Origin of the sequence: Pseudoalteromonas sp. AOP31-A2-14 (assembly GCF_052378035.1) — a bacterium.
GTDB lineage: Bacteria > Pseudomonadota > Gammaproteobacteria > Enterobacterales > Alteromonadaceae > Pseudoalteromonas.
This window is the reverse complement of the sequence record NZ_JBQSXI010000001.1, coordinates 2,796,513-2,817,466: the sequence shown is the minus strand read 5'-3', so window position 1 is coordinate 2,817,466 and position 20,954 is coordinate 2,796,513. Positions and strand designations below refer to the sequence as shown.

Genomic DNA, 20,954 nt, shown 5'->3' with positions numbered 1-20,954 from the left:
GTACTCACCGGTGAACTCACCACAAAATTGGTACATATGGGAAGGAAGGGGAAAGTGTATAAACAATAAAGCCCTTAATTTAAAGGGCTTTGGAAGGATTAGGGAAGTTACGAGTAATTAAAATAAATCACTCAATATTCTGGATCTGCTCGCGCATTTGCTCAATCAATACTTTAAGCTCTACAGCTGCATTGGTGATGTTGCTGTTGATTGATTTAGAAGCGAGGGTGTTTGCTTCGCGGTTAAATTCTTGCATCATGAAATCTAAACGGCGGCCACAAGCGCCACCTTTTTTAAGGATTTTTTTAGTTTCTTTTACGTGTGATTTTAAACGGTCTAGCTCTTCAGCAACATCTTGCTTTTGCGCAAGGTAAATAAGCTCTTGCTCAAGACGAGACTCGTCGATATCTGTTTTTAAATCTTCGAGCTTTTGGTTTAGTTTTTCACGCTGCCACTTTGCAATTTCAGGCATATGTGTTTCGATTACTGTAACTTGCTCTAAAATTGCATCAAGGCGGGTGGCTATCATTTCTTCAAGGTTGGCCCCTTCAGAAGCGCGGGCTGATTTAAAGTCTTCGATTACTTGGTCAAAACCTGAAATAAGAGTGGTGTTAACACTGTCCATATCGAGTTCTTCAGCTTCCATTACACCTGGCCAGCGTAGGATATCAACTGGATTAATATCGCCGTTACTTTGTTGTTGAACCCACTTAGCACTATTAATAAGTTGCTCAGCAAGTGCTTGATTAATTGATAGCTCGCCAACATGCGCAGGGTTTGCTACAAATTTTAAGAAGACCTCTACTTTACCGCGTTGTAAGTGCTTACGCAGACGCTCACGAATTACTGGCTCCATGCCACGAAATTGCTCAGGTGCGCGAATAAAAGTTTCAAGATAGCGCTGGTTCACTGAACGAACTTCCCACGTGCCAGTCCCCCAATCGCCTTTTATTTCGCGACGCGCATAAGCTGTCATACTGTGGATCATGGATATTTTCCTAAATTTATAAATACAATATTACGATGATTATACCGTAACACTGGTGAAGCTCTAGCGGAAATTTTTGTTGATGAGAATTTTACAATGGTCTTTTATGTAAATCGGCATGGCATCTAGCCTCACATCGACTTATAATATGGCAAATTCAGAATAAAGGGGATCGTTAATGCGTCCAAGCGAAAGAACACCTAACCAAATTAGACCGGTTACATTTACGCGCAATTATACTATGCACGCTGAAGGCTCTGTGCTGGTTGAGTTTGGCAATACTAAAGTACTTTGTACAGCAACAGTTGAATCAGGTGTACCGCGTTTTATGAAAGGCCAAGGTAAGGGATGGGTAAATGCCGAGTACGGTATGTTACCGCGAGCTACTCATACCCGTAATGGTCGTGAAGCGTCGCGTGGTAAGCAAGGCGGTCGTACTATGGAAATTCAACGCTTAATTGCACGCGCACTTCGCGCAGCCGTTGATTTGAAAGCGTTAGGTGAAAACACTATCACTATCGACTGTGATGTTATTCAAGCCGATGGTGGAACGCGTACAGCTTCTATAAGTGGTGCGTGTGTAGCATTAGTTGATGCACTTACTCATATGCGTAGTAAAGGTATGATCAATTCAAATCCTCTTAAGTTTATGATTGCGGCAATTTCAGTTGGTGTCTACAAAGGCCAAGCTATTAGTGATTTAGAATATCTGGAAGATTCTGATGCTGAAACAGATATGAATGTGATTTTAACTGAAACAGGTAAAATTATTGAAGTTCAAGGTACAGCTGAAGGTGAACCGTTTTCGTTTGACGAGCTTGATGAGCTACTGACATTGGCTAAGCATTCAATTCGCGAAATTATCGACGTTCAAAAGCAAGCACTCGCTTAATAGGGGAATAGGTTTAATAGCAATGAAAAATTATCAAAGAGAATTTATTGAATTTGCTCTTGAAAAGCAGGTACTAAAGTTTGGTGAGTTTACCTTAAAGTCTGGGCGTACTAGCCCATATTTTTTTAATGCGGGTTTATTTAACACCGGTCGCGACCTTGCGCGCCTTGGTCGTTTTTATGCTGCGGCTTTAGAAGATGCAGCAATTGATTATGATGTTTTATTTGGCCCGGCCTATAAAGGCATCCCTATCGCGACGACCACGGCGGTTGCTCTTGCTGATCATTATGATAAAGACATGCCTTACTGCTTTAATCGTAAAGAAAAAAAAGCACATGGCGAAGGTGGTACATTAGTAGGCTCACCACTAAATGGTAAAATCATGCTGGTGGATGATGTGATCACCGCGGGTACTGCAATTCGTGAATCAATGGAAATCATTGCAGATAATGGCGCAGACTTAAGTGGCGTATTAATAGCACTAGATCGTCAAGAAAAAGGTAAAGCAGAGCTTTCAGCAATACAAGAGGTTGAACGCGACTTTAATACTAAAGTTATCTCAATTGTAAAGCTTGCTGATTTAATTAGTTACCTTGAAACTAAAGGTACAATGGAAGAGCATTTAGCACCTGTTAAAGCGTATCGTGACCAATACGGTGTAGCGTAAATATAAATTTTAAAAGCCTCGCTAAGCGGGGCTTTCTTTTGACTATAATTAACAGAGCTTACAAATGAAAGATGTATTCAAGCCTAATGGCCTTGGCCTAAAGCGAGTTTTTAAAGCAACGTATTGTTCTTACCTTGGTTTTAAAGCTGCTTTTAAAGAAGAAGCAGCCTTTAGGCAGGAGCTTGTACTTAGTATAGTGTTACTACCTATTTCATTTTGGCTAGGGCGTGTTGATCTTTGTGGTATGAAAAACAAACAGCATGAAGATAAGGTATAATTGAATTCGCCAGAAAACTTTACACCGAACCTACATGCCAAGATTAATGTTAACAGACGGGACATGGAATGTCTTATCAAAAGTAATGTACTTAAGTGGTCGAATTTATAATAAGCCCAACCATAGAAAAACGCTCGAAGGCATACTGTATAAGATGCGCACAGGTATTCCATGGCGAGATTTACCTTCTGATTTTGGCCGTTGGAGTGCTATCTACAGACGGTTTAATTTATGGTCCAAAAAAGGGATTTTGAATGAACTGTTTCGCGCATTATCTCGTGATGCGGACATGGATTGGGTCTTCATTGATGGCAGTATTGTCAGGGCTCATCAACATAGTTGCGGTGCAAGAACTGCTGACAATGAATCAATTGGAAAGAGCCGAGGTGGAAATTCTACGAAAATTCATCTTGCAGTCGATAGCGGAGGGTTGCCTGTTTATTATGAATTATCCTGTGGGAATACGCATGATATCGTCCATGCAGAGTCACTCGTAGCTAATTGCCCAACAAGTAATATGGTTGTCGCAGATAAAGGCTACGACAGTGAAAAACTGAGAGCGTTTGTTCGTGATAATAACGCTACACCCGTTATTCCACGTAAGGGCAACAGTTTAGTAGGCAATGAAGATATTGACTGGTGCATGTACAAATATCGGCACTTGGTTGAGAATGCATTTGGCCGTATTAAGCAATATAGAGGGATAGCCACGCGGTATGAAAAGCTTGAACGAAATTATCATTCAATGCTCGCTTTAGCATTTACTATGATGTGGCTACCAATGTGGGCTGATTGATATATGTACTACAAAGATCAACAGCCCCTAGCTACATCCTTACTACACTGGGCATTATTAATTAGCACATTATTGATCATATTAATTGTTGAATTACTTAACTCAGCAATCGAGGCATTAACAGATCGTGTTAGTACTGAGCGCCATGTGCTATCAGGAAGAGCAAAAGATATGGGATCTGCGGCGGTAACACTTTCATTGTTGATCGTTATGATCGTTTGGGGTGCGAGTTTCTATATAAAGTTATTTCAGTAAACCCTCTATATAAACCAATTAGTACACCTAAAATGTTAATAAAGTGCTAGTTATGTTGTGTTTTTAACACATTTAGCTCAAATACTCAGCGAACAGTACTTTATTTCAAGTTTTCTTTAAAAAACGCTTGCGTAAAAATCTGTCCTCCCTATAATGCGACCCCACTGACACGGCAGAGCAGGCAACGCTTAGCGAGGCAAGCAGCAAGTCAGTAAGTCGAGTAAAACTTGAGTTTAGATTTTTTAGAAAGTTTAAAATTAAGTGTTGACAAAAAAATAGGAAAGCGTAATATGCGCAGCCCTAGCGAGGTAAAGCAAAGCGCTTTAATCGCAACGTTCTTTAACAATATAAAGCAATCATCTGTGTGGGCGCTCGTACAGATTGAGTTCTAACAGCCGATTCTAGTTCGCTAGATGAGGCAAAAAATTTAGAGTCTCAATTGAACTGAGTGACCAACGGAATAAATTTATTTATTCAGCACAGTCAATTCAATATCGAAAGATATTAAATAAATTCAGAATTCATTGAGCATGTCCGCTCCCTTTATGGGAAGGACAGAAAAAACTTTTAATTGAAGAGTTTGATCATGGCTCAGATTGAACGCTGGCGGCAGGCCTAACACATGCAAGTCGAGCGGTAACAGAGAGTAGCTTGCTACTTTGCTGACGAGCGGCGGACGGGTGAGTAATGCTTGGGAACATGCCTTGAGGTGGGGGACAACAGTTGGAAACGACTGCTAATACCGCATAACGTCTACGGACCAAAGAGGGCTTCGGCTCTCGCCTTTAGATTGGCCCAAGTGGGATTAGCTAGTTGGTGGGGTAATGGCTCACCAAGGCAACGATCCCTAGCTGGTTTGAGAGGATGATCAGCCACACTGGGACTGAGACACGGCCCAGACTCCTACGGGAGGCAGCAGTGGGGAATATTGCACAATGGGCGCAAGCCTGATGCAGCCATGCCGCGTGTGTGAAGAAGGCCTTCGGGTTGTAAAGCACTTTCAGTCAGGAGGAAAGGGTTGTAGTTAATACCTGCAATCTGTGACGTTACTGACAGAAGAAGCACCGGCTAACTCCGTGCCAGCAGCCGCGGTAATACGGAGGGTGCGAGCGTTAATCGGAATTACTGGGCGTAAAGCGTACGCAGGCGGTTTGTTAAGCGAGATGTGAAAGCCCCGGGCTCAACCTGGGAACTGCATTTCGAACTGGCAAACTAGAGTGTGATAGAGGGTGGTAGAATTTCAGGTGTAGCGGTGAAATGCGTAGATATCTGAAGGAATACCGATGGCGAAGGCAGCCACCTGGGTCAACACTGACGCTCATGTACGAAAGCGTGGGGAGCAAACAGGATTAGATACCCTGGTAGTCCACGCCGTAAACGATGTCTACTAGAAGCTCGGAACTTCGGTTTTGTTTTTCAAAGCTAACGCATTAAGTAGACCGCCTGGGGAGTACGGCCGCAAGGTTAAAACTCAAATGAATTGACGGGGGCCCGCACAAGCGGTGGAGCATGTGGTTTAATTCGATGCAACGCGAAGAACCTTACCTACACTTGACATACAGAGAACTTACTAGAGATAGTTTGGTGCCTTCGGGAGCTCTGATACAGGTGCTGCATGGCTGTCGTCAGCTCGTGTTGTGAGATGTTGGGTTAAGTCCCGCAACGAGCGCAACCCCTATCCTTAGTTGCTAGCAGGTAATGCTGAGAACTCTAAGGAGACTGCCGGTGATAAACCGGAGGAAGGTGGGGACGACGTCAAGTCATCATGGCCCTTACGTGTAGGGCTACACACGTGCTACAATGGCGCATACAGAGTGCTGCGAACCTGCGAAGGTAAGCGAATCACTTAAAGTGCGTCGTAGTCCGGATTGGAGTCTGCAACTCGACTCCATGAAGTCGGAATCGCTAGTAATCGCGTATCAGAATGACGCGGTGAATACGTTCCCGGGCCTTGTACACACCGCCCGTCACACCATGGGAGTGGGTTGCTCCAGAAGTAGATAGTCTAACCCTCGGGAGGACGTTTACCACGGAGTGATTCATGACTGGGGTGAAGTCGTAACAAGGTAGCCCTAGGGGAACCTGGGGCTGGATCACCTCCTTATACGATTTAGAACTTATTTGTTCGTAGTGTCCACACAGATGATTGTTAGTTAGAAAGCGAACGCTTACTAATTAATATGCTCTTTAAAAATTTGGAAAAGCTGATAATAAAATTCTGATAGATACGTTGTATTTATCAAGAGTTTTCAAAAGTAAAAAAGAATGATAGCAGTATCATTCAGTGCCATTTAGTTAACTCTTATGAGTTGATTGATTGGTATCTACTTTAGTATTCAATATTAACTTCTGGCGAAGTTAAACTGTCACAAAACAAAGACCCGTTTGGGTTGTATGGTTAAGTGACTAAGCGTACACGGTGGATGCCTTGGCAGTTGGAGGCGATGAAGGACGTATTAACTTGCGATAAGCTTAGTCAAGCTAGTAAAAAGCACTTGAGACTAAGATTTCCGAATGGGGAAACCCACCTGCTTGCAGGTATCGTTAACTGAATACATAGGTTAACGAGGCGAACGCGGAGAACTGAAACATCTAAGTACCCGTAGGAAAAGAAATCAACCGAGATTCCGGAAGTAGCGGCGAGCGAAACCGGAACAGCCCTTAAGCTTTTGTTGTGTTAATGGAAGGCGCTGGAAAGCGCCACGATACAGGGTGATAGTCCCGTACATGAAAATGCAATTTAAGTGAAATCGAGTAGGTCGGAGCACGTGAAACTTTGACTGAATATAGGTGGACCATCATCTAAGGCTAAATACTCCCAACTGACCGATAGTGAACCAGTACCGTGAGGGAAAGGCGAAAAGAACCCCTGTGAGGGGAGTGAAATAGAACCTGAAACCGTGTACGTACAAGCAGTAGGAGCCTACTTGTTAGGTGACTGCGTACCTTTTGTATAATGGGTCAGCGACTTATATTTTGTAGCGAGGTTAACCGAATAGGGTAGCCGTAGGGAAACCGAGTCTTAACTGGGCGATGAGTTGCAAGGTATAGACCCGAAACCCGGTGATCTAGCCATGGGCAGGTTGAAGATTGAGTAACATCAATTGGAGGACCGAACCCACTAACGTTGAAAAGTTAGGGGATGACCTGTGGTTAGGAGTGAAAGGCTAATCAAACCGGGAGATAGCTGGTTCTCCCCGAAATCTATTTAGGTAGAGCCTCGGACGAATACTTACGGGGGTAGAGCACTGTTAAGGCTAGGGGGTCATCCCGACTTACCAACCCTTTGCAAACTCCGAATACCGTAAAGTACTATCCGGGAGACACACGGCGGGTGCTAACGTCCGTCGTGAAGAGGGAAACAACCCAGACCGCCAGCTAAGGTCCCAAAGTCATAGTTAAGTGGGAAACGATGTGGAAAGGCACAGACAGCCAGGAGGTTGGCTTAGAAGCAGCCATCCTTTAAAGAAAGCGTAATAGCTCACTGGTCGAGTCGGTCTGCGCGGAAGATGTAACGGGGCTAAACTATGCACCGAAGCTGCGGATTCATCTTAGGATGAGTGGTAGGGGAGCGTTCTGTAAGCGGTTGAAGGTGTGCCGGGAGGCATGCTGGACGTATCAGAAGTGCGAATGCTGACATGAGTAACGATAATGCGGGTGAAAAACCCGCACGCCGGAAGACCAAGGGTTCCTATCCCATGTTAATCAGGGTAGGGTAAGTCGACTCCTAAGGCGAGGCCGAAAGGCGTAGTCGATGGGAAACGGATTAATATTTCCGTACTTGGTATAATTGCGATGGGGGGACGGAGCAGGCTAAGCAAGCATGGCGATGGTTGTCCATGTGAAAGTGAGTAGGTTAGTGACTTAGGTAAATCCGGGTTACTGTTAGACTGAGACACGAGACGAGCCACTAAGGTGGTGAAGTTGTTGATGCCATACTTCCAGGAAAAGCCTCTAAGCTTCAGATTATACCGAATCGTACCCCAAACCGACACAGGTGGTCAGGTAGAGAATACTAAGGCGCTTGAGAGAACTCGGGTGAAGGAACTAGGCAAAATCGTACCGTAACTTCGGGAGAAGGTACGCTCCGATGGGTGACGGGATTTACTCCCTGAGCTAATTGGAGCCGCAGTGACCAGGTGGCTGGGACTGTTTATTAAAAACACAGCACTGTGCAAAATCGCAAGATGACGTATACGGTGTGACACCTGCCCGGTGCCGGAAGGTTAATTGATGGGGTTATCCTTAGGGAGAAGCTCTTGATCGAAGCCCCGGTAAACGGCGGCCGTAACTATAACGGTCCTAAGGTAGCGAAATTCCTTGTCGGGTAAGTTCCGACCTGCACGAATGGTGTAACCATGGCCACGCTGTCTCCACCCGAGACTCAGTGAAATTGAAATCGCAGTGAAGATGCTGTGTACCCGCGGCTAGACGGAAAGACCCCGTGAACCTTTACTACAGCTTGGCACTGAACATTGAACCTACATGTGTAGGATAGGTGGGAGACTTTGAAGATGAGACGCTAGTTTTGTTGGAGTCAACCTTGAAATACCACCCTTGTAGTTTTGATGTTCTAACGTTGGTCCCTGAATCGGGATTACGGACAGTGTCTGGTGGGTAGTTTGACTGGGGCGGTCTCCTCCTAAAGAGTAACGGAGGAGCACGAAGGTTGGCTAAGTACGGTCGGACATCGTACGGTTAGTGTAATGGTAGAAGCCAGCTTAACTGCGAGACAGACACGTCGAGCAGGTACGAAAGTAGGTCATAGTGATCCGGTGGTTCTGAATGGAAGGGCCATCGCTCAACGGATAAAAGGTACTCCGGGGATAACAGGCTGATACCGCCCAAGAGTTCATATCGACGGCGGTGTTTGGCACCTCGATGTCGGCTCATCACATCCTGGGGCTGAAGTCGGTCCCAAGGGTATGGCTGTTCGCCATTTAAAGTGGTACGCGAGCTGGGTTTAGAACGTCGTGAGACAGTTCGGTCCCTATCTGCCGTGGGCGTTTGAGAATTGAGAGGGGTTGCTCCTAGTACGAGAGGACCGGAGTGAACGAACCGCTGGTGTTCGGGTTGTCATGCCAATGGCATTGCCCGGTAGCTACGTTCGGAACTGATAAGCGCTGAAAGCATCTAAGCGCGAAGCAGGCCTCGAGATGATTTCTCACTAGACTTTTAAAGTCTCTGAAGGGCCGTTGAAGACTACAACGTTGATAGGCAAGATGTGGAAGCATGGTGACATGTTAAGCTAACTTGTACTAATTACCCGTGAGGCTTAACCATACAACGCCAAACGCGTTTTATGCGACAGTTTATACAGAAGTTAATGACTAAAGTAGATATTACGTAGAAAGACTTAAAAAATATTATCAGCTATTTTCCAAATTCAGTTAGTGCGTAGCGATACGAATTAACGCCCAAATTTGCTTGGTGACAATAGCGTTTTGGACCCACCTGACTCCATGCCGAACTCAGTAGTGAAACGAAACAGCGCCGATGATAGTGTAGCATTTGTTATGCGAAAGTAGGACATTACCAGGCTTCAAATTCAGTCGAAGGACTTTAAACTTAATAATTAAAAATAAGAAAATTAAACAGAATTTTCTTGGTGAAAATAGCGTTTTGGACCCACCTGACTCCATGCCGAACTCAGTAGTGAAACGAAACAGCGCCGATGATAGTGTAGCATTTGTTATGCGAAAGTAGGACATTACCAGGATATAAATTAAAGAAACCCGTTACAGTAATGTGACGGGTTTTTTGTTTGCCCAGCGAAGCTGGCAAACCCGATAGGCTGAAAGATGCCTTATCACCCTGACTAAGGGGAAGATAATCTGAATGGCAAGGGCGTCACTGGCCAACGGTGGGGTCTGAAGGAAGCCATAAGAAGTTAGAGGTACACAACTAACCGTAACCTGTTTCGGCAGTATTGGTGGGTCAGCGTGCAAAATAGCGCAACGCCCTATACTTAGTCAGACCAATACTGTGCTTGAGGGTGGGATTTCTAACAGGGAGCCAGTGCAGTAACTGGGGAAGCCTGGCATCTAAACTTAATGAGAGTAAGTGGCCTAAATTCAAGGTGAAAGCCAAGATTTAGTGTCGGTGTGAGGTGGCAGATGAACCCGTAGTAGTGAGTAAGGCTAGGCCGATGAAAGCCAGTAATGGTGTGGAGGGGAAAACCAAGCCGACCATCAACATTATGTTTGATGGGGTCAACTTTAGCCAAAAGCTTTAATTGATTGCGAAGGGGGGAAGTATTCTTTAAGCGTATGAAAGACGGGAACTTTTGTTTATCGGCTCACAAGTATTTCGACGGAAATAGCCAAAATATGACGGCCAAACAGGAATGTAGACGCTGAGAATTGAAGGGCGAGCAATGGAGTAATGACTGACCACTTAGGCAGATTGCCAAAAAAGGCTAGCACACCTAATGTCATCATGAAGAATCAGCGATAAGTAGAGTGACACGAGCAGACATACCGCAAGCAAAGGCAGAAAATGACAGTTTACTACAGCTTGTACGGACAATTATTAGACATTAATAACCTGTACAAGGGATTCAAAAAAGTGAAAGCAGCTAAAGGAGCGGCCGGAATAGATAGGCAGACCGTAGGCGCATTCGCCCTGAATTTAGAAGCAAACTTAAAACAACTGCAACTTGAGCTGCAAACCAAGCAATATAGGGCACAACCTGTCAAACGGGTGGAAATACCCAAAGATGATGGCGGTGTCAGAATGCTAGGTATCCCCGCAGTTCGAGACCGAATAGTGCAACAAACACTATTGAACATACTCCAACCGATATTCGACATCGACTTTCACCCATCGAGTTATGGGTATAGGCCGAAACGAAGCTGTCATGACGCTATCAGTAAAGCAAGTGTATTTATCCGTAAATACCATCGCGACTGGGTCGTAGACATGGATTTGTCGAAGTGTTTTGACCTGCTTGATCATGCTTTGATAATTAGGAGTGTTAGACGCAAAGTGACGGACGGTAGTATTTTAAAACTGATTAATCAGTTCTTAAAAAGCGGAGTAATGATAGGTGAACACTGGGAGGCTAGTACGATAGGAAGCCCACAAGGTGGCGTAATTAGCCCGTTATTGGCCAATATCTACCTAGATGCTTTCGATCAAGAAATGAAAAAGCGTAATCACCGAATAGTGAGGTATGCAGATGATATCTTGATTTTGTGCAGCACAGAAAAAGCAGCGCAAGAAGCACTTAAGGCATCCACCCAGATACTAGAGCGAGACTTGAAATTAACCGTGAACCAAAATAAAACCCATATTGCTCATAGCAGCAAAGGAGTGAAGTTTTTGGGAGTAGAGATAGGTAGCCAGTGGACACGGATACAAGCATCAAAACTCATCGGGTTTAAACAAAAAGTGAAGCAATTAACAAAACGTAACGGCGGCATAAATTTAGCAGAAGTAATAAAACGGCTAAATCCAGTTGTGCGCGGTTTTGTAAATTATTTTAGTATAGCCAATTGTAAACGAGAGCTAAAAGCCTTGGCAGGTTGGATCAGACGAAGACTAAGGGCAATACAGCTGAGGTTGTGGAAGAAGCCATCAAGGCTACATCGACGACTAAAGCAGTTAGGAAAAAAGCCACCGTTTAAGTTCATTAAGATGAACTCGTGGCGTAACTCACTAAGCCCTTTATCTTGTGTATCGATGCCAAACCAATGGTTTGAGGAGCTTGGTTTATATCCAATAGAAAAAGTGAATACGGGATGGCTTGCTTTATCGGCGTTTAGGAAATAAGTTGATAAAATGTGAAGGGTACAGGAGCCGTATACGAGGTCCGTACGTACGGTTCTGTGAGAGGGATGAGGCATAAGCCTCACCCTACTCGATGTTTGCCCAGCGAAGCTGGCAAACCCGATAGGCTGAAAGATGCCTTATCACCCTGACTAAGGGGAAGATAATCTGAATGGCAAGGGCGTCACTGGCCAACGGTGGGGTCTGAAGGAAGCCATAAGAAGTTAGAGGTACACAACTAACCGTAACCTGTTTCGGCAGTATTGGTGGGTCAGCGTGCAAAATAGCGCAACGCCCTATACTTAGTCAGACCAATACTGTGCTTGAGGGTGGGATTTCTAACAGGGAGCCAGTGCAGTAACTGGGGAAGCCTGGCATCTAAACTTAATGAGAGTAAGTGGCCTAAATTCAAGGTGAAAGCCAAGATTTAGTGTCGGTGTGAGGTGGCAGATGAACCCGTAGTAGTGAGTAAGGCTAGGCCGATGAAAGCCAGTAATGGTGTGGAGGGGAAAACCAAGCCGACCATCAACATTATGTTTGATGGGGTCAACTTTAGCCAAAAGCTTTAATTGATTGCGAAGGGGGGAAGTATTCTTTAAGCGTATGAAAGACGGGAACTTTTGTTTATCGGCTCACAAGTATTTCGACGGAAATAGCCAAAATATGACGGCCAAACAGGAATGTAGACGCTGAGAATTGAAGGGCGAGCAATGGAGTAATGACTGACCACTTAGGCAGATTGCCAAAAAAGGCTAGCACACCTAATGTCATCATGAAGAATCAGCGATAAGTAGAGTGACACGAGCAGACATACCGCAAGCAAAGGCAGAAAATGACAGTTTACTACAGCTTGTACGGACAATTATTAGACATTAATAACCTGTACAAGGGATTCAAAAAAGTGAAAGCAGCTAAAGGAGCGGCCGGAATAGATAGGCAGACCGTAGGCGCATTCGCCCTGAATTTAGAAGCAAACTTAAAACAACTGCAACTTGAGCTGCAAACCAAGCAATATAGGGCACAACCTGTCAAACGGGTGGAAATACCCAAAGATGATGGCGGTGTCAGAATGCTAGGTATCCCCGCAGTTCGAGACCGAATAGTGCAACAAACACTATTGAACATACTCCAACCGATATTCGACATCGACTTTCACCCATCGAGTTATGGGTATAGGCCGAAACGAAGCTGTCATGACGCTATCAGTAAAGCAAGTGTATTTATCCGTAAATACCATCGCGACTGGGTCGTAGACATGGATTTGTCGAAGTGTTTTGACCTGCTTGATCATGCTTTGATAATTAGGAGTGTTAGACGCAAAGTGACGGACGGTAGTATTTTAAAACTGATTAATCAGTTCTTAAAAAGCGGAGTAATGATAGGTGAACACTGGGAGGCTAGTACGATAGGAAGCCCACAAGGTGGCGTAATTAGCCCGTTATTGGCCAATATCTACCTAGATGCTTTCGATCAAGAAATGAAAAAGCGTAATCACCGAATAGTGAGGTATGCAGATGATATCTTGATTTTGTGCAGCACAGAAAAAGCAGCGCAAGAAGCACTTAAGGCATCCACCCAGATACTAGAGCGAGACTTGAAATTAACCGTGAACCAAAATAAAACCCATATTGCTCATAGCAGCAAAGGAGTGAAGTTTTTGGGAGTAGAGATAGGTAGCCAGTGGACACGGATACAAGCATCAAAACTCATCGGGTTTAAACAAAAAGTGAAGCAATTAACAAAACGTAACGGCGGCATAAATTTAGCAGAAGTAATAAAACGGCTAAATCCAGTTGTGCGCGGTTTTGTAAATTATTTTAGTATAGCCAATTGTAAACGAGAGCTAAAAGCCTTGGCAGGTTGGATCAGACGAAGACTAAGGGCAATACAGCTGAGGTTGTGGAAGAAGCCATCAAGGCTACATCGACGACTAAAACAGTTAGGAAAAAAGCCACCGTTTAAGTTCATTAAGATGAACTCGTGGCGTAACTCACTAAGCCCTTTATCTTGTGTATCGATGCCAAACCAATGGTTTGAGGAGCTTGGTTTATATCCAATAGAAAAAGTGAATACGGGATGGCTTGCTTTATCGGCGTTTAGGAAATAAGTTGATAAAATGTGAAGGGTACAGGAGCCGTATACGAGGTCCGTACGTACGGTTCTGTGAGAGGGATGAGGCATAAGCCTCACCCTACTCGATGCTGTCTGGTGTTTAATAGTAAGCGCGCAATTAAACCCACATACCAATATTAATGCTACCTATGCATAATTTACTCAGCATATTAACCTGAGGTAATTATGAATAAACAGCAAAAAATAAAACACTGGCAAGGCATTTTTGAGCAGCAAAAATCGAGTGGTTTAGCCATCATTCAATTTTGTCGTGATAACAACATTAACGCATCGACTTTCTATGTTTGGCGTAAACGCCTTTCTGACGAAACGATAAGGGTTAAAAAGCAACAGGTGATCCCGTTTGTTATTCATGAGCAAGCCTTTACACACCCTTCAATCATTAAACTCACCACACCAAACGGCTATCAAATAGACTTCGAGTCGACATTAGCTAACCAAACGCTAGCCAAATTATTGAGCGTACTGTGACACCTTGCACCCACCAAGTTTACTTGGTCACGGGATTCACCGACATGCGAAAATCAATCAATGGGTTAAGTATTATTGTCAGCGATACCCTATCTCTCGATCCTTTAAGCCAAGCGTGGTTCGTTTTTTGTAATAAACAACGCGATAAATTAAAAATTTTGTTTTGGGATACCAATGGTTTTTGGCTTTATTATCGTCGCTTAGAGCAAGGACGATTTCAATGGCCAAATCATGCTCAAGCACACGTAGCCATGGGGATTGAACAACGGCAGTTACAATGGTTATTATCTGGCTTACCGGTAAATAATAAAACCCGCCACTCAACTTTATCAGGGTTATCAGTGATGTAAATTAACCAGATCGTTTTTTTTACTTGAACGATCTTTCCCATGTGTCATGCTATTAAAATGCCAGACACTATTCTCATCACCGAACTACAAAATCAGCTTGCACTTATGCAGGCTAAGCTTGATGGCTTAGAAAAAGATAAAATTTCACTGCAAGAAGATAAGGTTGAAATGCAATCGCGGATTGACCACTTGCTTGCTGAGCTTAAGTTAAGTAAATCCCAAAAATACGGTAAAAAAAGTGAAAAAGCCCCACGGGGCACCTTCAATGAAGCGGAGCAGCATAAAACGACTGAGCCGCCTAAACACCATAAGAAAGGTAAACAAATACTGGCTGAGCACTTTGAACGAGAAGAGGTTGAGCACACCTTAACCGAGTTAACGTGTCAGTGTTGCGGTGAACAACTACATCAATGTGGTAGTGAAGACAGCGAGCAAGTGAAGATTATTCCGGCGAAAGTCAGTGTCATTAAGCACAAACAATTTAAATATGCTTGCAGACATTGCGAGCATGAACAATTGGCCAGTAAAATAATCACCGCGCCTAAACCCAAGCAGCCTATTCCTGGCAGCATTGCGAGTCCAGAAGCGTTATCGGCGGTTGTTACGGGCAAATACTGCGATGCCTTACCGCTTTATCGTTTCGTTGACATACTGGGCCGTGGCGGCCTTGAACTATCGCGCGGAACATTAGCTAATTGGTGTATTAAAGCGGGCCTGCTAATCAGCCCCTTAGTGGCAGCCATGCAACGTCACTTGCTTAGTGAGCACAGTTTATGTGCCGATGAAACCCGTACACAAGTCTTAGATGAAGGTGACAACCCTAGCAGCAATTCCTACATGTGGGTTTATCGCAGCAATGAGGTCAGCCGTGAGCCTGTCGTGATTTACGATTACCAAGCAGGTCGAAGTCGCGCTTGCGCAAAAGAATTTCTTGCCGGTTATCAAGGCTATTTACAGTGCGACGGTTACCGTGTTTATGACGGTATTGAAGGCATTACCCCTGTTGGTTGCTGGGCACACGCTAGACGCAAATATAACGATGCCTTAAAAGCAGAGTCGAAAAACAAAGGTCGAGCGCATAAAGCCATCAGCTTTATCAGCCAATTATATAAACTGGAAACCCACGCTAAAAACAAACAGTTATCTCCTCAAGCGCGGTATCAGTTACGACAAGAAAAAGCCTTACCCATATTAATGCACTTTAAAGCGTGGCTTGATGAAGCCGAAGGTAAAGTAACGGCGGGGAGTTATATTGGCAAAGCGATAAAATACACGCTTAATCAATGGCCGAAATTAATGCGGTATAGTGAAGATGGCGAACTAGGGATTGATAATAATATTACTGAGCGAGATATTCGGCCGTTTACCACTGGTAGAAAAAACTGGCTATTCTCAAAATCGGTTAATGGTGCTCAGGCCAGCGCGATACTTTATAGTATTGTGATGACGTGTCGTGCTAATGACATCAATCCGTATTACTACTTTGTGCATTTATTTAAAACGTTGCCGAATCGAGATGTGGGTGATGATGATTTTACCGACCTAATGCCGTGGAATGTGCAGCTAGACTTCGATTATAGCTAAGCGCACTGCTTAAATGCGCGCTTACGTTTAATAAGTTTGGGACTGAGTAAACTGTCAGGAAGCCATGAAGAGCTCAGCAGTGATTGAATCAAGAAACATAGAGTCGCATATTTGTGATGTGTCTCGTGCCCGCTCTAGGCACTATGACACTACTAAGTTTTAAATTGAAGAACCCGCGTCAGAGATGAAGTGGGTTTTTTGTTATCTGCGATAAGGTATCTTTGTGGCTACGCTATTTATGCCCCTGTAGTACGTAACCTACACATAGACAGTACTAGAGCTTTAGGACTTGCTCTAGTTGTTGGAGGTTATCAATGATATGCGTTGGTTTTATATTATCAGGTAAGCTAGAACCTGGATGACGTAGCCAGCAGGTATCGATACCTGCATTTTGACCCCCTAAAATATCACTACTTGGCGTGTCGCCTACCATAAGAATTTTTTTCTTTGGTGGGTTACCCATTAACTGAAATGTGTGATTAAAGATTCCTGGGTTAGGTTTTGCGATACCGACCTGCTCAGAGATCACTAACCAATCAAACATGTCAGCTAAGCCTGTTTGCTTTAAACGACGAGCTTGTAACTGTGTAAAGCCATTAGTAATAATACCGAGCTTTGCATGGGGTTTTAATTTGTTAAGCAGTGATATAGCTCCTGGCAACGGCTTACAAATTTCAGCCATAGCTGTTAAAAAGTCGTCGTTGAGTTTTTTCGCTGGTACGTTTAGCTTTTTTGACCACTCGCTAAAGCGGGTAACTTGTAGATGTACTGCTGTTATCTTGTCATTTTGGTATTCAAGCCAAAGTGGTTTGTTTATCGCTTGAAAGTAACTGTAATCAGCCGCTGTAAAATCAACACTGTAGCTTTTGAACATGTGTTTTAGGCCTGCTTGAGCATCAAAACTAAATAAGGTTTCATCGGCATCAAATAACACGTGGCTGTACTTCATTATTACTCCGTTAAAGCTTGTATAAAGTTGGGTGTAAAAAAGGCGCCATGGCAAGTGTCAGCGCTTGAATATAAGTGCTTTCTCGCGTTGCTTGATGGTTAGTTAAAAGGCCAATGGCACCACCTTGTTGTTTTATGTTGGTGGTACTAAACGCAGTATCCATAACATCACCGAGCTCTTTACCTTCGATAAGTGAATTGTAAAGTGCTGATGGTAAAGGTAAGTTACTACTGCGTCCTATACTGCAATCTGAGTGATTAGCAATCACGACATATGCAAACGTGGCTGGGCCATAAGAAAAATTTTCTGCTCCGCCTTCCATTGCGCTGTAGAAGTCAGCTTGGTAGTGCTTTTGACAATATTGCACGCGATTTTGTGCGCCTATGCGAGTTTGTTCTTCGCCAATAGGTTGGTCGGGCACATTTGATGGTGCAGCAACCCCTTCACAATCAATATTATGATTGGGGTAATAAAGCTCGAATATTTTTTTAGCGGCATTAATCTTTACTGGATTTTTAGAACCGACAATTATTTTTAATGATAACTCACTCATACAGAGCGCTCCCGTTAAAAGTAATAGGGAAGTGTACGTGAGTTATTCAAATCGGCAAGCCTACTGGTGTTAAGTTTTCAAGAGCGCGTTTCTTTAAAATGATATCTTTTATCAGTGGCGTTAAAACTAATTCCATTGCTAATCCCATCTTTCCACCGGGTACTACGAGGGTATTAATTCGTGACATAAAGCTTCCCTCAATCATACGCAGATAATAAGGGAAATCTGCATCATCAATGCCCCTAAATCGGATCACTACGAAGCTTTCATCAAGTGAAGGAATATCTTTTGCGCTAAATGGATTCGATGTATCAACTGTAGGTACGCGCTGGAAGTTTATATGGGTACGAGAAAATTGCGGCGTAATATGGTTTATATAATCATCCATACTACGCACGATAGAGCCCATTACAGCTTCACGAGAATGACCGCGCTCAGAAGTGTCGCGAATAAGCTTTTGGATCCATTCAAGGTTTATTATAGGCACCATGCCAATCAGTAAATCAACATGTTTTGCAACGTCATGATCTTGATCAACAACGGCACCGTGCAGACCTTCGTAAAAAAGAATGTCGGTGTTTTTTTCAAGTTCCTGCCAGGGTGTAAATGTGCCTGGAAGTTGGTTATAAGGTACGGCTTCGTCAAAGGTATGTAAATAACGACGTAGCTTACCAGAACCTGTTTCGCCGTATGTGCAAAATAGCTCTTCTAGAGCACCAAAGTCATTGGCTTCACGGCCAAAATAACTAATATGTTTACTTTCACTTTGTGCTTCACGGATTTTTTTATCCATTTCAGGGCGAGTATAGCGATGAAAGCTATCACCTTCTATAAATGAAGCATCGATATTAAGACTACGAAATATATGCTTAATGGCATTCGTCGTTGTTGTAGTTCCTGCACCTGATGAACCAGTAATAGCAATTATAGGGTGTTTAGCTGACATAGTTATTCTCGTTATTATGCTCTAGTCATTTATAAAGAGCTTAACAGTGTAGGTCAAGTGACGGAATGTTTAAATAGCGTTATGATAGAACAATAAAATAATAATTAGAGAAAATGATGAATTTAATTTTAAAGGTGGCCCAGTTCATCACGGTAGCGGCACTTACACCACTAGTTACTAATGCAGCTATGCCTAAAAGTGAAATATTATTGGCGCATTTAAATACACCGCATGGCCTTAAAGTGAGCCGTATTACAGAAGCCGATAGTTACACTAATCAGCCATTATTAACTGAAAAAGGTATTTATTTTACCAAAGAGGTAATAGCAGATGAGCAAAGCCAAACCGATATCGCCTTTTATGACTTTGCTACTAAGCAAACTACCAACCTCACCAATAGTGAAGTAAGTGAATGTTCACCTACACTATCACCTATTGGTGAAGGGCTTTCTGCAATTGTTGTTGAAAATAATACAAAGCAAAAATTATGGTATTACCCGTTTGATAAGTCAGCATCACCAAAACGTATCTTTGAATGGATCGAGCCGGTTGGTTATCATGCTTGGGGTGTAAATGACGATTTAGTAATGTTTATTTTAGGCGAGCCACATACTTTGCAATACACATCTGTAGCCTCAGCAAAGCCTGAAGTGGTAGCAAATAATATTGGCCGTACTCTGTTATTTAATAGCGCGAACAATCAGTATCTATTTAGTTATCAAAAAGAGCAGCAAAATTGGCTTGCTAGTTTTAAGCCTCAATCGGGTGAAGTAACTGAGCTATTTCGTTTGCCGCCATCACTACAAGATTTCATATTAATTAATGATCACACCTTAATTTATGCACTACAAAACCGCGTATATAAACGTTCTCTTATAAAACCTGATGAAGTATCACTATGGCTTGATTTAACGCCTTATTGCGATACTACGATTACGCGTATGAGTTATTTTTCTGAGCAGCTAGCATTTGTTTGTAAAAAGTAATAAGTTACCTGAAATACAGTTTACCTAAAGGGCGTTTATGTCAGTAAGCACGGAGCAGGTTAAAGAGTTAATTATTGAGTTGGGCTGTCGTAGTAATTTTCAAATTAAAAACATTACCGAATTTATGTTACCAAAATCAAAAGAGGCAATTTACCTTCATAGTGAAGGGGGGCATCCTAAAACAGGGCAAAATCATACTTGAGCGTTATTTATCCTAAAATAAGCTGCTCTCTTACCTCATCTGACCAAGCAGCCTGTTTCAACTTACCTTTCATACTGTCTTTTATCGCGCTTAATTTCGCTAAGTTCATCGCAAATCGTCTGAAGGTCGCCATATTCTCGGGGGCATCACCTCGACGAATACGTGAATCGTCTTCTTTAAATGTCATATCTAATACCCAGTGTGCTGAGTTTTCTATTCCCCAATGCTGGCGAATAGACTTGGCTACTTGCTCTGGGTTTATCCCTAGCGAGCTGATGTAATAACTCGTTTCCATTGTATGACTATCGCCAACATAACGCTGTCGTACTACCTCGACTATGGAGTTGAAATTGACCCAACCGTGGCGCTGCTCAAGCCAATCTGTCACCAACAGTTGAGTGTACGTGCGCTGCTCTATTCGACCATGCCCATCATTTACTGTTTCATGGCTATTTTGCTGGATGAGTGATGGCTGCTCTCGTCTGACTTTGTGATAGTAGGCTTGAATTTCTTTGTTCAATTTTCCTTGGTTATTCTTCACTTGCAGCAAATAGTCTCCGTCTTTCTTGCTGACGGCTTTCGTCACTTTCTTTAAACAATGCATCGCGTCTGCTGTGATGATATTGCCTTTAAGCTCAAGTAATTCAATAAGTGCCATCACTGTTGATACTTCATTCTTCTTACTTTTGGATTTGCATTGTGCTAGTACTAGGCCCTGTTCAACTGCATAAGCTGAAACACTGTGAATAGCTGTTTTTTTATCACCATCATAAGAATGGCGAAGTGTTTTACCGTCAAAGGCAATGACGCTTTGATTATTCGCATCTCTAAGCTCATTAACCCAAGAAACAAAACAAGCTAATAAAGCTTCAGGGGCCAGTGAGCTAATGATACGAGCAATCGTATCATCGACAGGAATACCATTTTCAAATGAACGAAACTTACGTAACCAAGTCAGTTTACTGTCACCGAATTGCTTAATATCCTTCCACCCTTCAGCACCTGAAATAATCGCAGTGACTGTAAGGAATATAACATCCAGCAATTCATGTTTTTTGTTGATGTGTGAACGAGTATCTTGAATGTCGTTGAAATGGTTGATGAATGACATGTTAATCGCCTTTGAGAAAAAGGC

15 protein-coding genes, 4 rRNA genes and 2 pseudogenes are annotated in these 20,954 nt (G+C 43.2%); 16 read left to right on the top strand and 5 right to left on the bottom strand.

Annotated features, from left to right (window positions below):
* Positions 1-127: 127 nt before the first annotated feature.
* On the bottom strand, positions 128-988 hold the full coding sequence (locus tag ACT3S9_RS12995) for a YicC/YloC family endoribonuclease (protein ID WP_441835062.1): 861 nt from the start codon (positions 986-988) through the stop codon (positions 128-130).
* Positions 989-1,166: 178 nt separating this feature from the next.
* On the opposite strand from ACT3S9_RS12995, the gene rph reads away from it, so the two are divergent.
* From rph to tnpC, 14 genes and pseudogenes are all read left to right on the top strand, one after another.
* Positions 1,167-1,880, top strand: a complete 714-nt coding sequence (gene rph, locus ACT3S9_RS12990; protein ID WP_441835061.1) for a ribonuclease PH — start codon at positions 1,167-1,169, stop codon at positions 1,878-1,880.
* 22 nt (positions 1,881-1,902) lie between these two features.
* Positions 1,903-2,547 (top strand): orotate phosphoribosyltransferase, encoded by a 645-nt coding sequence (gene pyrE / locus ACT3S9_RS12985; RefSeq protein WP_441835060.1) that lies wholly within the window; start codon positions 1,903-1,905, stop codon positions 2,545-2,547.
* Positions 2,548-2,611: 64 nt separating this feature from the next.
* Positions 2,612-2,770: pseudogene (locus ACT3S9_RS12980) on the top strand (diacylglycerol kinase); the annotation flags it as partial.
* Positions 2,771-2,858: 88 nt separating this feature from the next.
* Positions 2,859-3,620, top strand: coding sequence for an IS5 family transposase (locus ACT3S9_RS12975; protein WP_089367531.1), 762 nt, complete (start codon positions 2,859-2,861; stop codon positions 3,618-3,620).
* 27 nt (positions 3,621-3,647) lie between these two features.
* Positions 3,648-3,875, top strand: a pseudogene (locus ACT3S9_RS12970) (diacylglycerol kinase); the annotation flags it as partial.
* A gap of 568 nt (positions 3,876-4,443) precedes the next feature.
* Positions 4,444-5,979: ribosomal RNA gene (locus ACT3S9_RS12965) — 16S ribosomal RNA — on the top strand.
* A 292-nt stretch (positions 5,980-6,271) separates the two neighbouring features.
* Positions 6,272-9,158 (top strand): 23S ribosomal RNA (locus ACT3S9_RS12960).
* A gap of 143 nt (positions 9,159-9,301) precedes the next feature.
* Positions 9,302-9,416 (top strand): 5S ribosomal RNA (gene rrf / locus ACT3S9_RS12955).
* A gap of 63 nt (positions 9,417-9,479) precedes the next feature.
* Positions 9,480-9,594 (top strand): 5S ribosomal RNA (gene rrf / locus ACT3S9_RS12950).
* The 16S, 23S and 5S rRNA genes sit together here, the layout of an rRNA operon.
* Before the next feature lie 779 nt (positions 9,595-10,373).
* The gene (gene ltrA, locus ACT3S9_RS12945; RefSeq protein ID WP_086960535.1) at positions 10,374-11,648 is read left to right on the top strand and encodes a group II intron reverse transcriptase/maturase; all 1,275 of its coding nucleotides are present in this window, start codon (positions 10,374-10,376) and stop codon (positions 11,646-11,648) included.
* Positions 11,649-12,477: 829 nt separating this feature from the next.
* On the top strand, positions 12,478-13,752 hold the full coding sequence (ltrA, locus tag ACT3S9_RS12940) for a group II intron reverse transcriptase/maturase (protein ID WP_086960535.1): 1,275 nt from the start codon (positions 12,478-12,480) through the stop codon (positions 13,750-13,752).
* A 191-nt stretch (positions 13,753-13,943) separates the two neighbouring features.
* The gene (tnpA, locus tag ACT3S9_RS12935) at positions 13,944-14,249 is read left to right on the top strand and encodes an IS66 family insertion sequence element accessory protein TnpA (protein WP_013465796.1); all 306 of its coding nucleotides are present in this window, start codon (positions 13,944-13,946) and stop codon (positions 14,247-14,249) included.
* Entirely contained in the window at positions 14,246-14,599 is a 354-nt protein-coding gene (gene tnpB / locus ACT3S9_RS12930) for an IS66 family insertion sequence element accessory protein TnpB (protein ID WP_024605589.1), read from the top strand. The genes tnpA and tnpB overlap by 4 nt, the downstream gene beginning before the upstream one ends.
* Before the next feature lie 39 nt (positions 14,600-14,638).
* A complete protein-coding gene (gene tnpC, locus ACT3S9_RS12925; protein ID WP_443490041.1) occupies positions 14,639-16,183 on the top strand; it encodes an IS66 family transposase in 1,545 nt (514 codons plus the stop codon).
* 274 nt (positions 16,184-16,457) lie between these two features.
* Here the strand turns inward: tnpC and yjjG are convergent, their stop codons facing one another.
* From yjjG to ACT3S9_RS12910, 3 genes are read right to left on the bottom strand one after another with little or no spacing between them, the layout of a single operon-like run.
* Positions 16,458-17,132 carry a pyrimidine 5'-nucleotidase gene (yjjG, locus tag ACT3S9_RS12920; protein ID WP_441835845.1) on the bottom strand — a complete coding sequence of 225 codons (675 nt, stop codon included), beginning with the start codon at positions 17,130-17,132 and terminating at the stop codon, positions 16,458-16,460.
* A 10-nt stretch (positions 17,133-17,142) separates the two neighbouring features.
* Positions 17,143-17,685: an inosine/xanthosine triphosphatase gene (gene yjjX, locus ACT3S9_RS12915; protein WP_441835844.1), complete on the bottom strand. Its 543-nt coding sequence runs from the start codon at positions 17,683-17,685 to the stop codon at positions 17,143-17,145.
* Positions 17,686-17,731: 46 nt separating this feature from the next.
* Complete coding sequence (locus ACT3S9_RS12910) at positions 17,732-18,631, bottom strand: phosphoribulokinase (RefSeq protein ID WP_444750965.1); 900 nt, start codon at positions 18,629-18,631, stop codon at positions 17,732-17,734.
* A gap of 116 nt (positions 18,632-18,747) precedes the next feature.
* On the opposite strand from ACT3S9_RS12910, the gene ACT3S9_RS12905 reads away from it, so the two are divergent.
* Complete coding sequence (locus tag ACT3S9_RS12905) at positions 18,748-19,617, top strand: hypothetical protein (protein ID WP_444750964.1); 870 nt, start codon at positions 18,748-18,750, stop codon at positions 19,615-19,617.
* A 37-nt stretch (positions 19,618-19,654) separates the two neighbouring features.
* Positions 19,655-19,819, top strand: coding sequence for a hypothetical protein (locus ACT3S9_RS12900; protein ID WP_444750963.1), 165 nt, complete (start codon positions 19,655-19,657; stop codon positions 19,817-19,819).
* Between the two features lie 7 nt (positions 19,820-19,826).
* On the opposite strand, the gene ACT3S9_RS12895 is transcribed toward ACT3S9_RS12900, so the two are convergent.
* On the bottom strand, positions 19,827-20,930 hold the full coding sequence (locus tag ACT3S9_RS12895) for an ISAs1 family transposase (RefSeq protein ID WP_096793603.1): 1,104 nt from the start codon (positions 20,928-20,930) through the stop codon (positions 19,827-19,829).
* Positions 20,931-20,954 lie beyond the last annotated feature (24 nt).

Bases quoted from the DNA above. Each gene is read 5' to 3' on its own strand.
- ACT3S9_RS12995 (WP_441835062.1), bottom strand. From the start codon at position 988: ATGATCCACAGTATGACAGCTTATGCGCGTCGCGAAATAAAAGGCGAT.
- rph (WP_441835061.1), top strand. From the start codon at position 1,167: ATGCGTCCAAGCGAAAGAACACCTAACCAAATTAGACCGGTTACATTT.
- pyrE (WP_441835060.1), top strand. From the start codon at position 1,903: ATGAAAAATTATCAAAGAGAATTTATTGAATTTGCTCTTGAAAAGCAG.
- ACT3S9_RS12975 (WP_089367531.1), top strand. From the start codon at position 2,859: ATGCCAAGATTAATGTTAACAGACGGGACATGGAATGTCTTATCAAAA.
- ltrA (WP_086960535.1), top strand. From the start codon at position 10,374: ATGACAGTTTACTACAGCTTGTACGGACAATTATTAGACATTAATAAC.
- ltrA (WP_086960535.1), top strand. From the start codon at position 12,478: ATGACAGTTTACTACAGCTTGTACGGACAATTATTAGACATTAATAAC.
- tnpA (WP_013465796.1), top strand. From the start codon at position 13,944: ATGAATAAACAGCAAAAAATAAAACACTGGCAAGGCATTTTTGAGCAG.
- tnpC (WP_443490041.1), top strand. From the start codon at position 14,639: ATGTGTCATGCTATTAAAATGCCAGACACTATTCTCATCACCGAACTA.
- yjjG (WP_441835845.1), bottom strand. From the start codon at position 17,132: ATGAAGTACAGCCACGTGTTATTTGATGCCGATGAAACCTTATTTAGT.
- yjjX (WP_441835844.1), bottom strand. From the start codon at position 17,685: ATGAGTGAGTTATCATTAAAAATAATTGTCGGTTCTAAAAATCCAGTA.
- ACT3S9_RS12910 (WP_444750965.1), bottom strand. From the start codon at position 18,631: ATGTCAGCTAAACACCCTATAATTGCTATTACTGGTTCATCAGGTGCA.
- ACT3S9_RS12905 (WP_444750964.1), top strand. From the start codon at position 18,748: ATGAATTTAATTTTAAAGGTGGCCCAGTTCATCACGGTAGCGGCACTT.
- ACT3S9_RS12900 (WP_444750963.1), top strand. From the start codon at position 19,655: ATGTCAGTAAGCACGGAGCAGGTTAAAGAGTTAATTATTGAGTTGGGC.
- ACT3S9_RS12895 (WP_096793603.1), bottom strand. From the start codon at position 20,930: ATGTCATTCATCAACCATTTCAACGACATTCAAGATACTCGTTCACAC.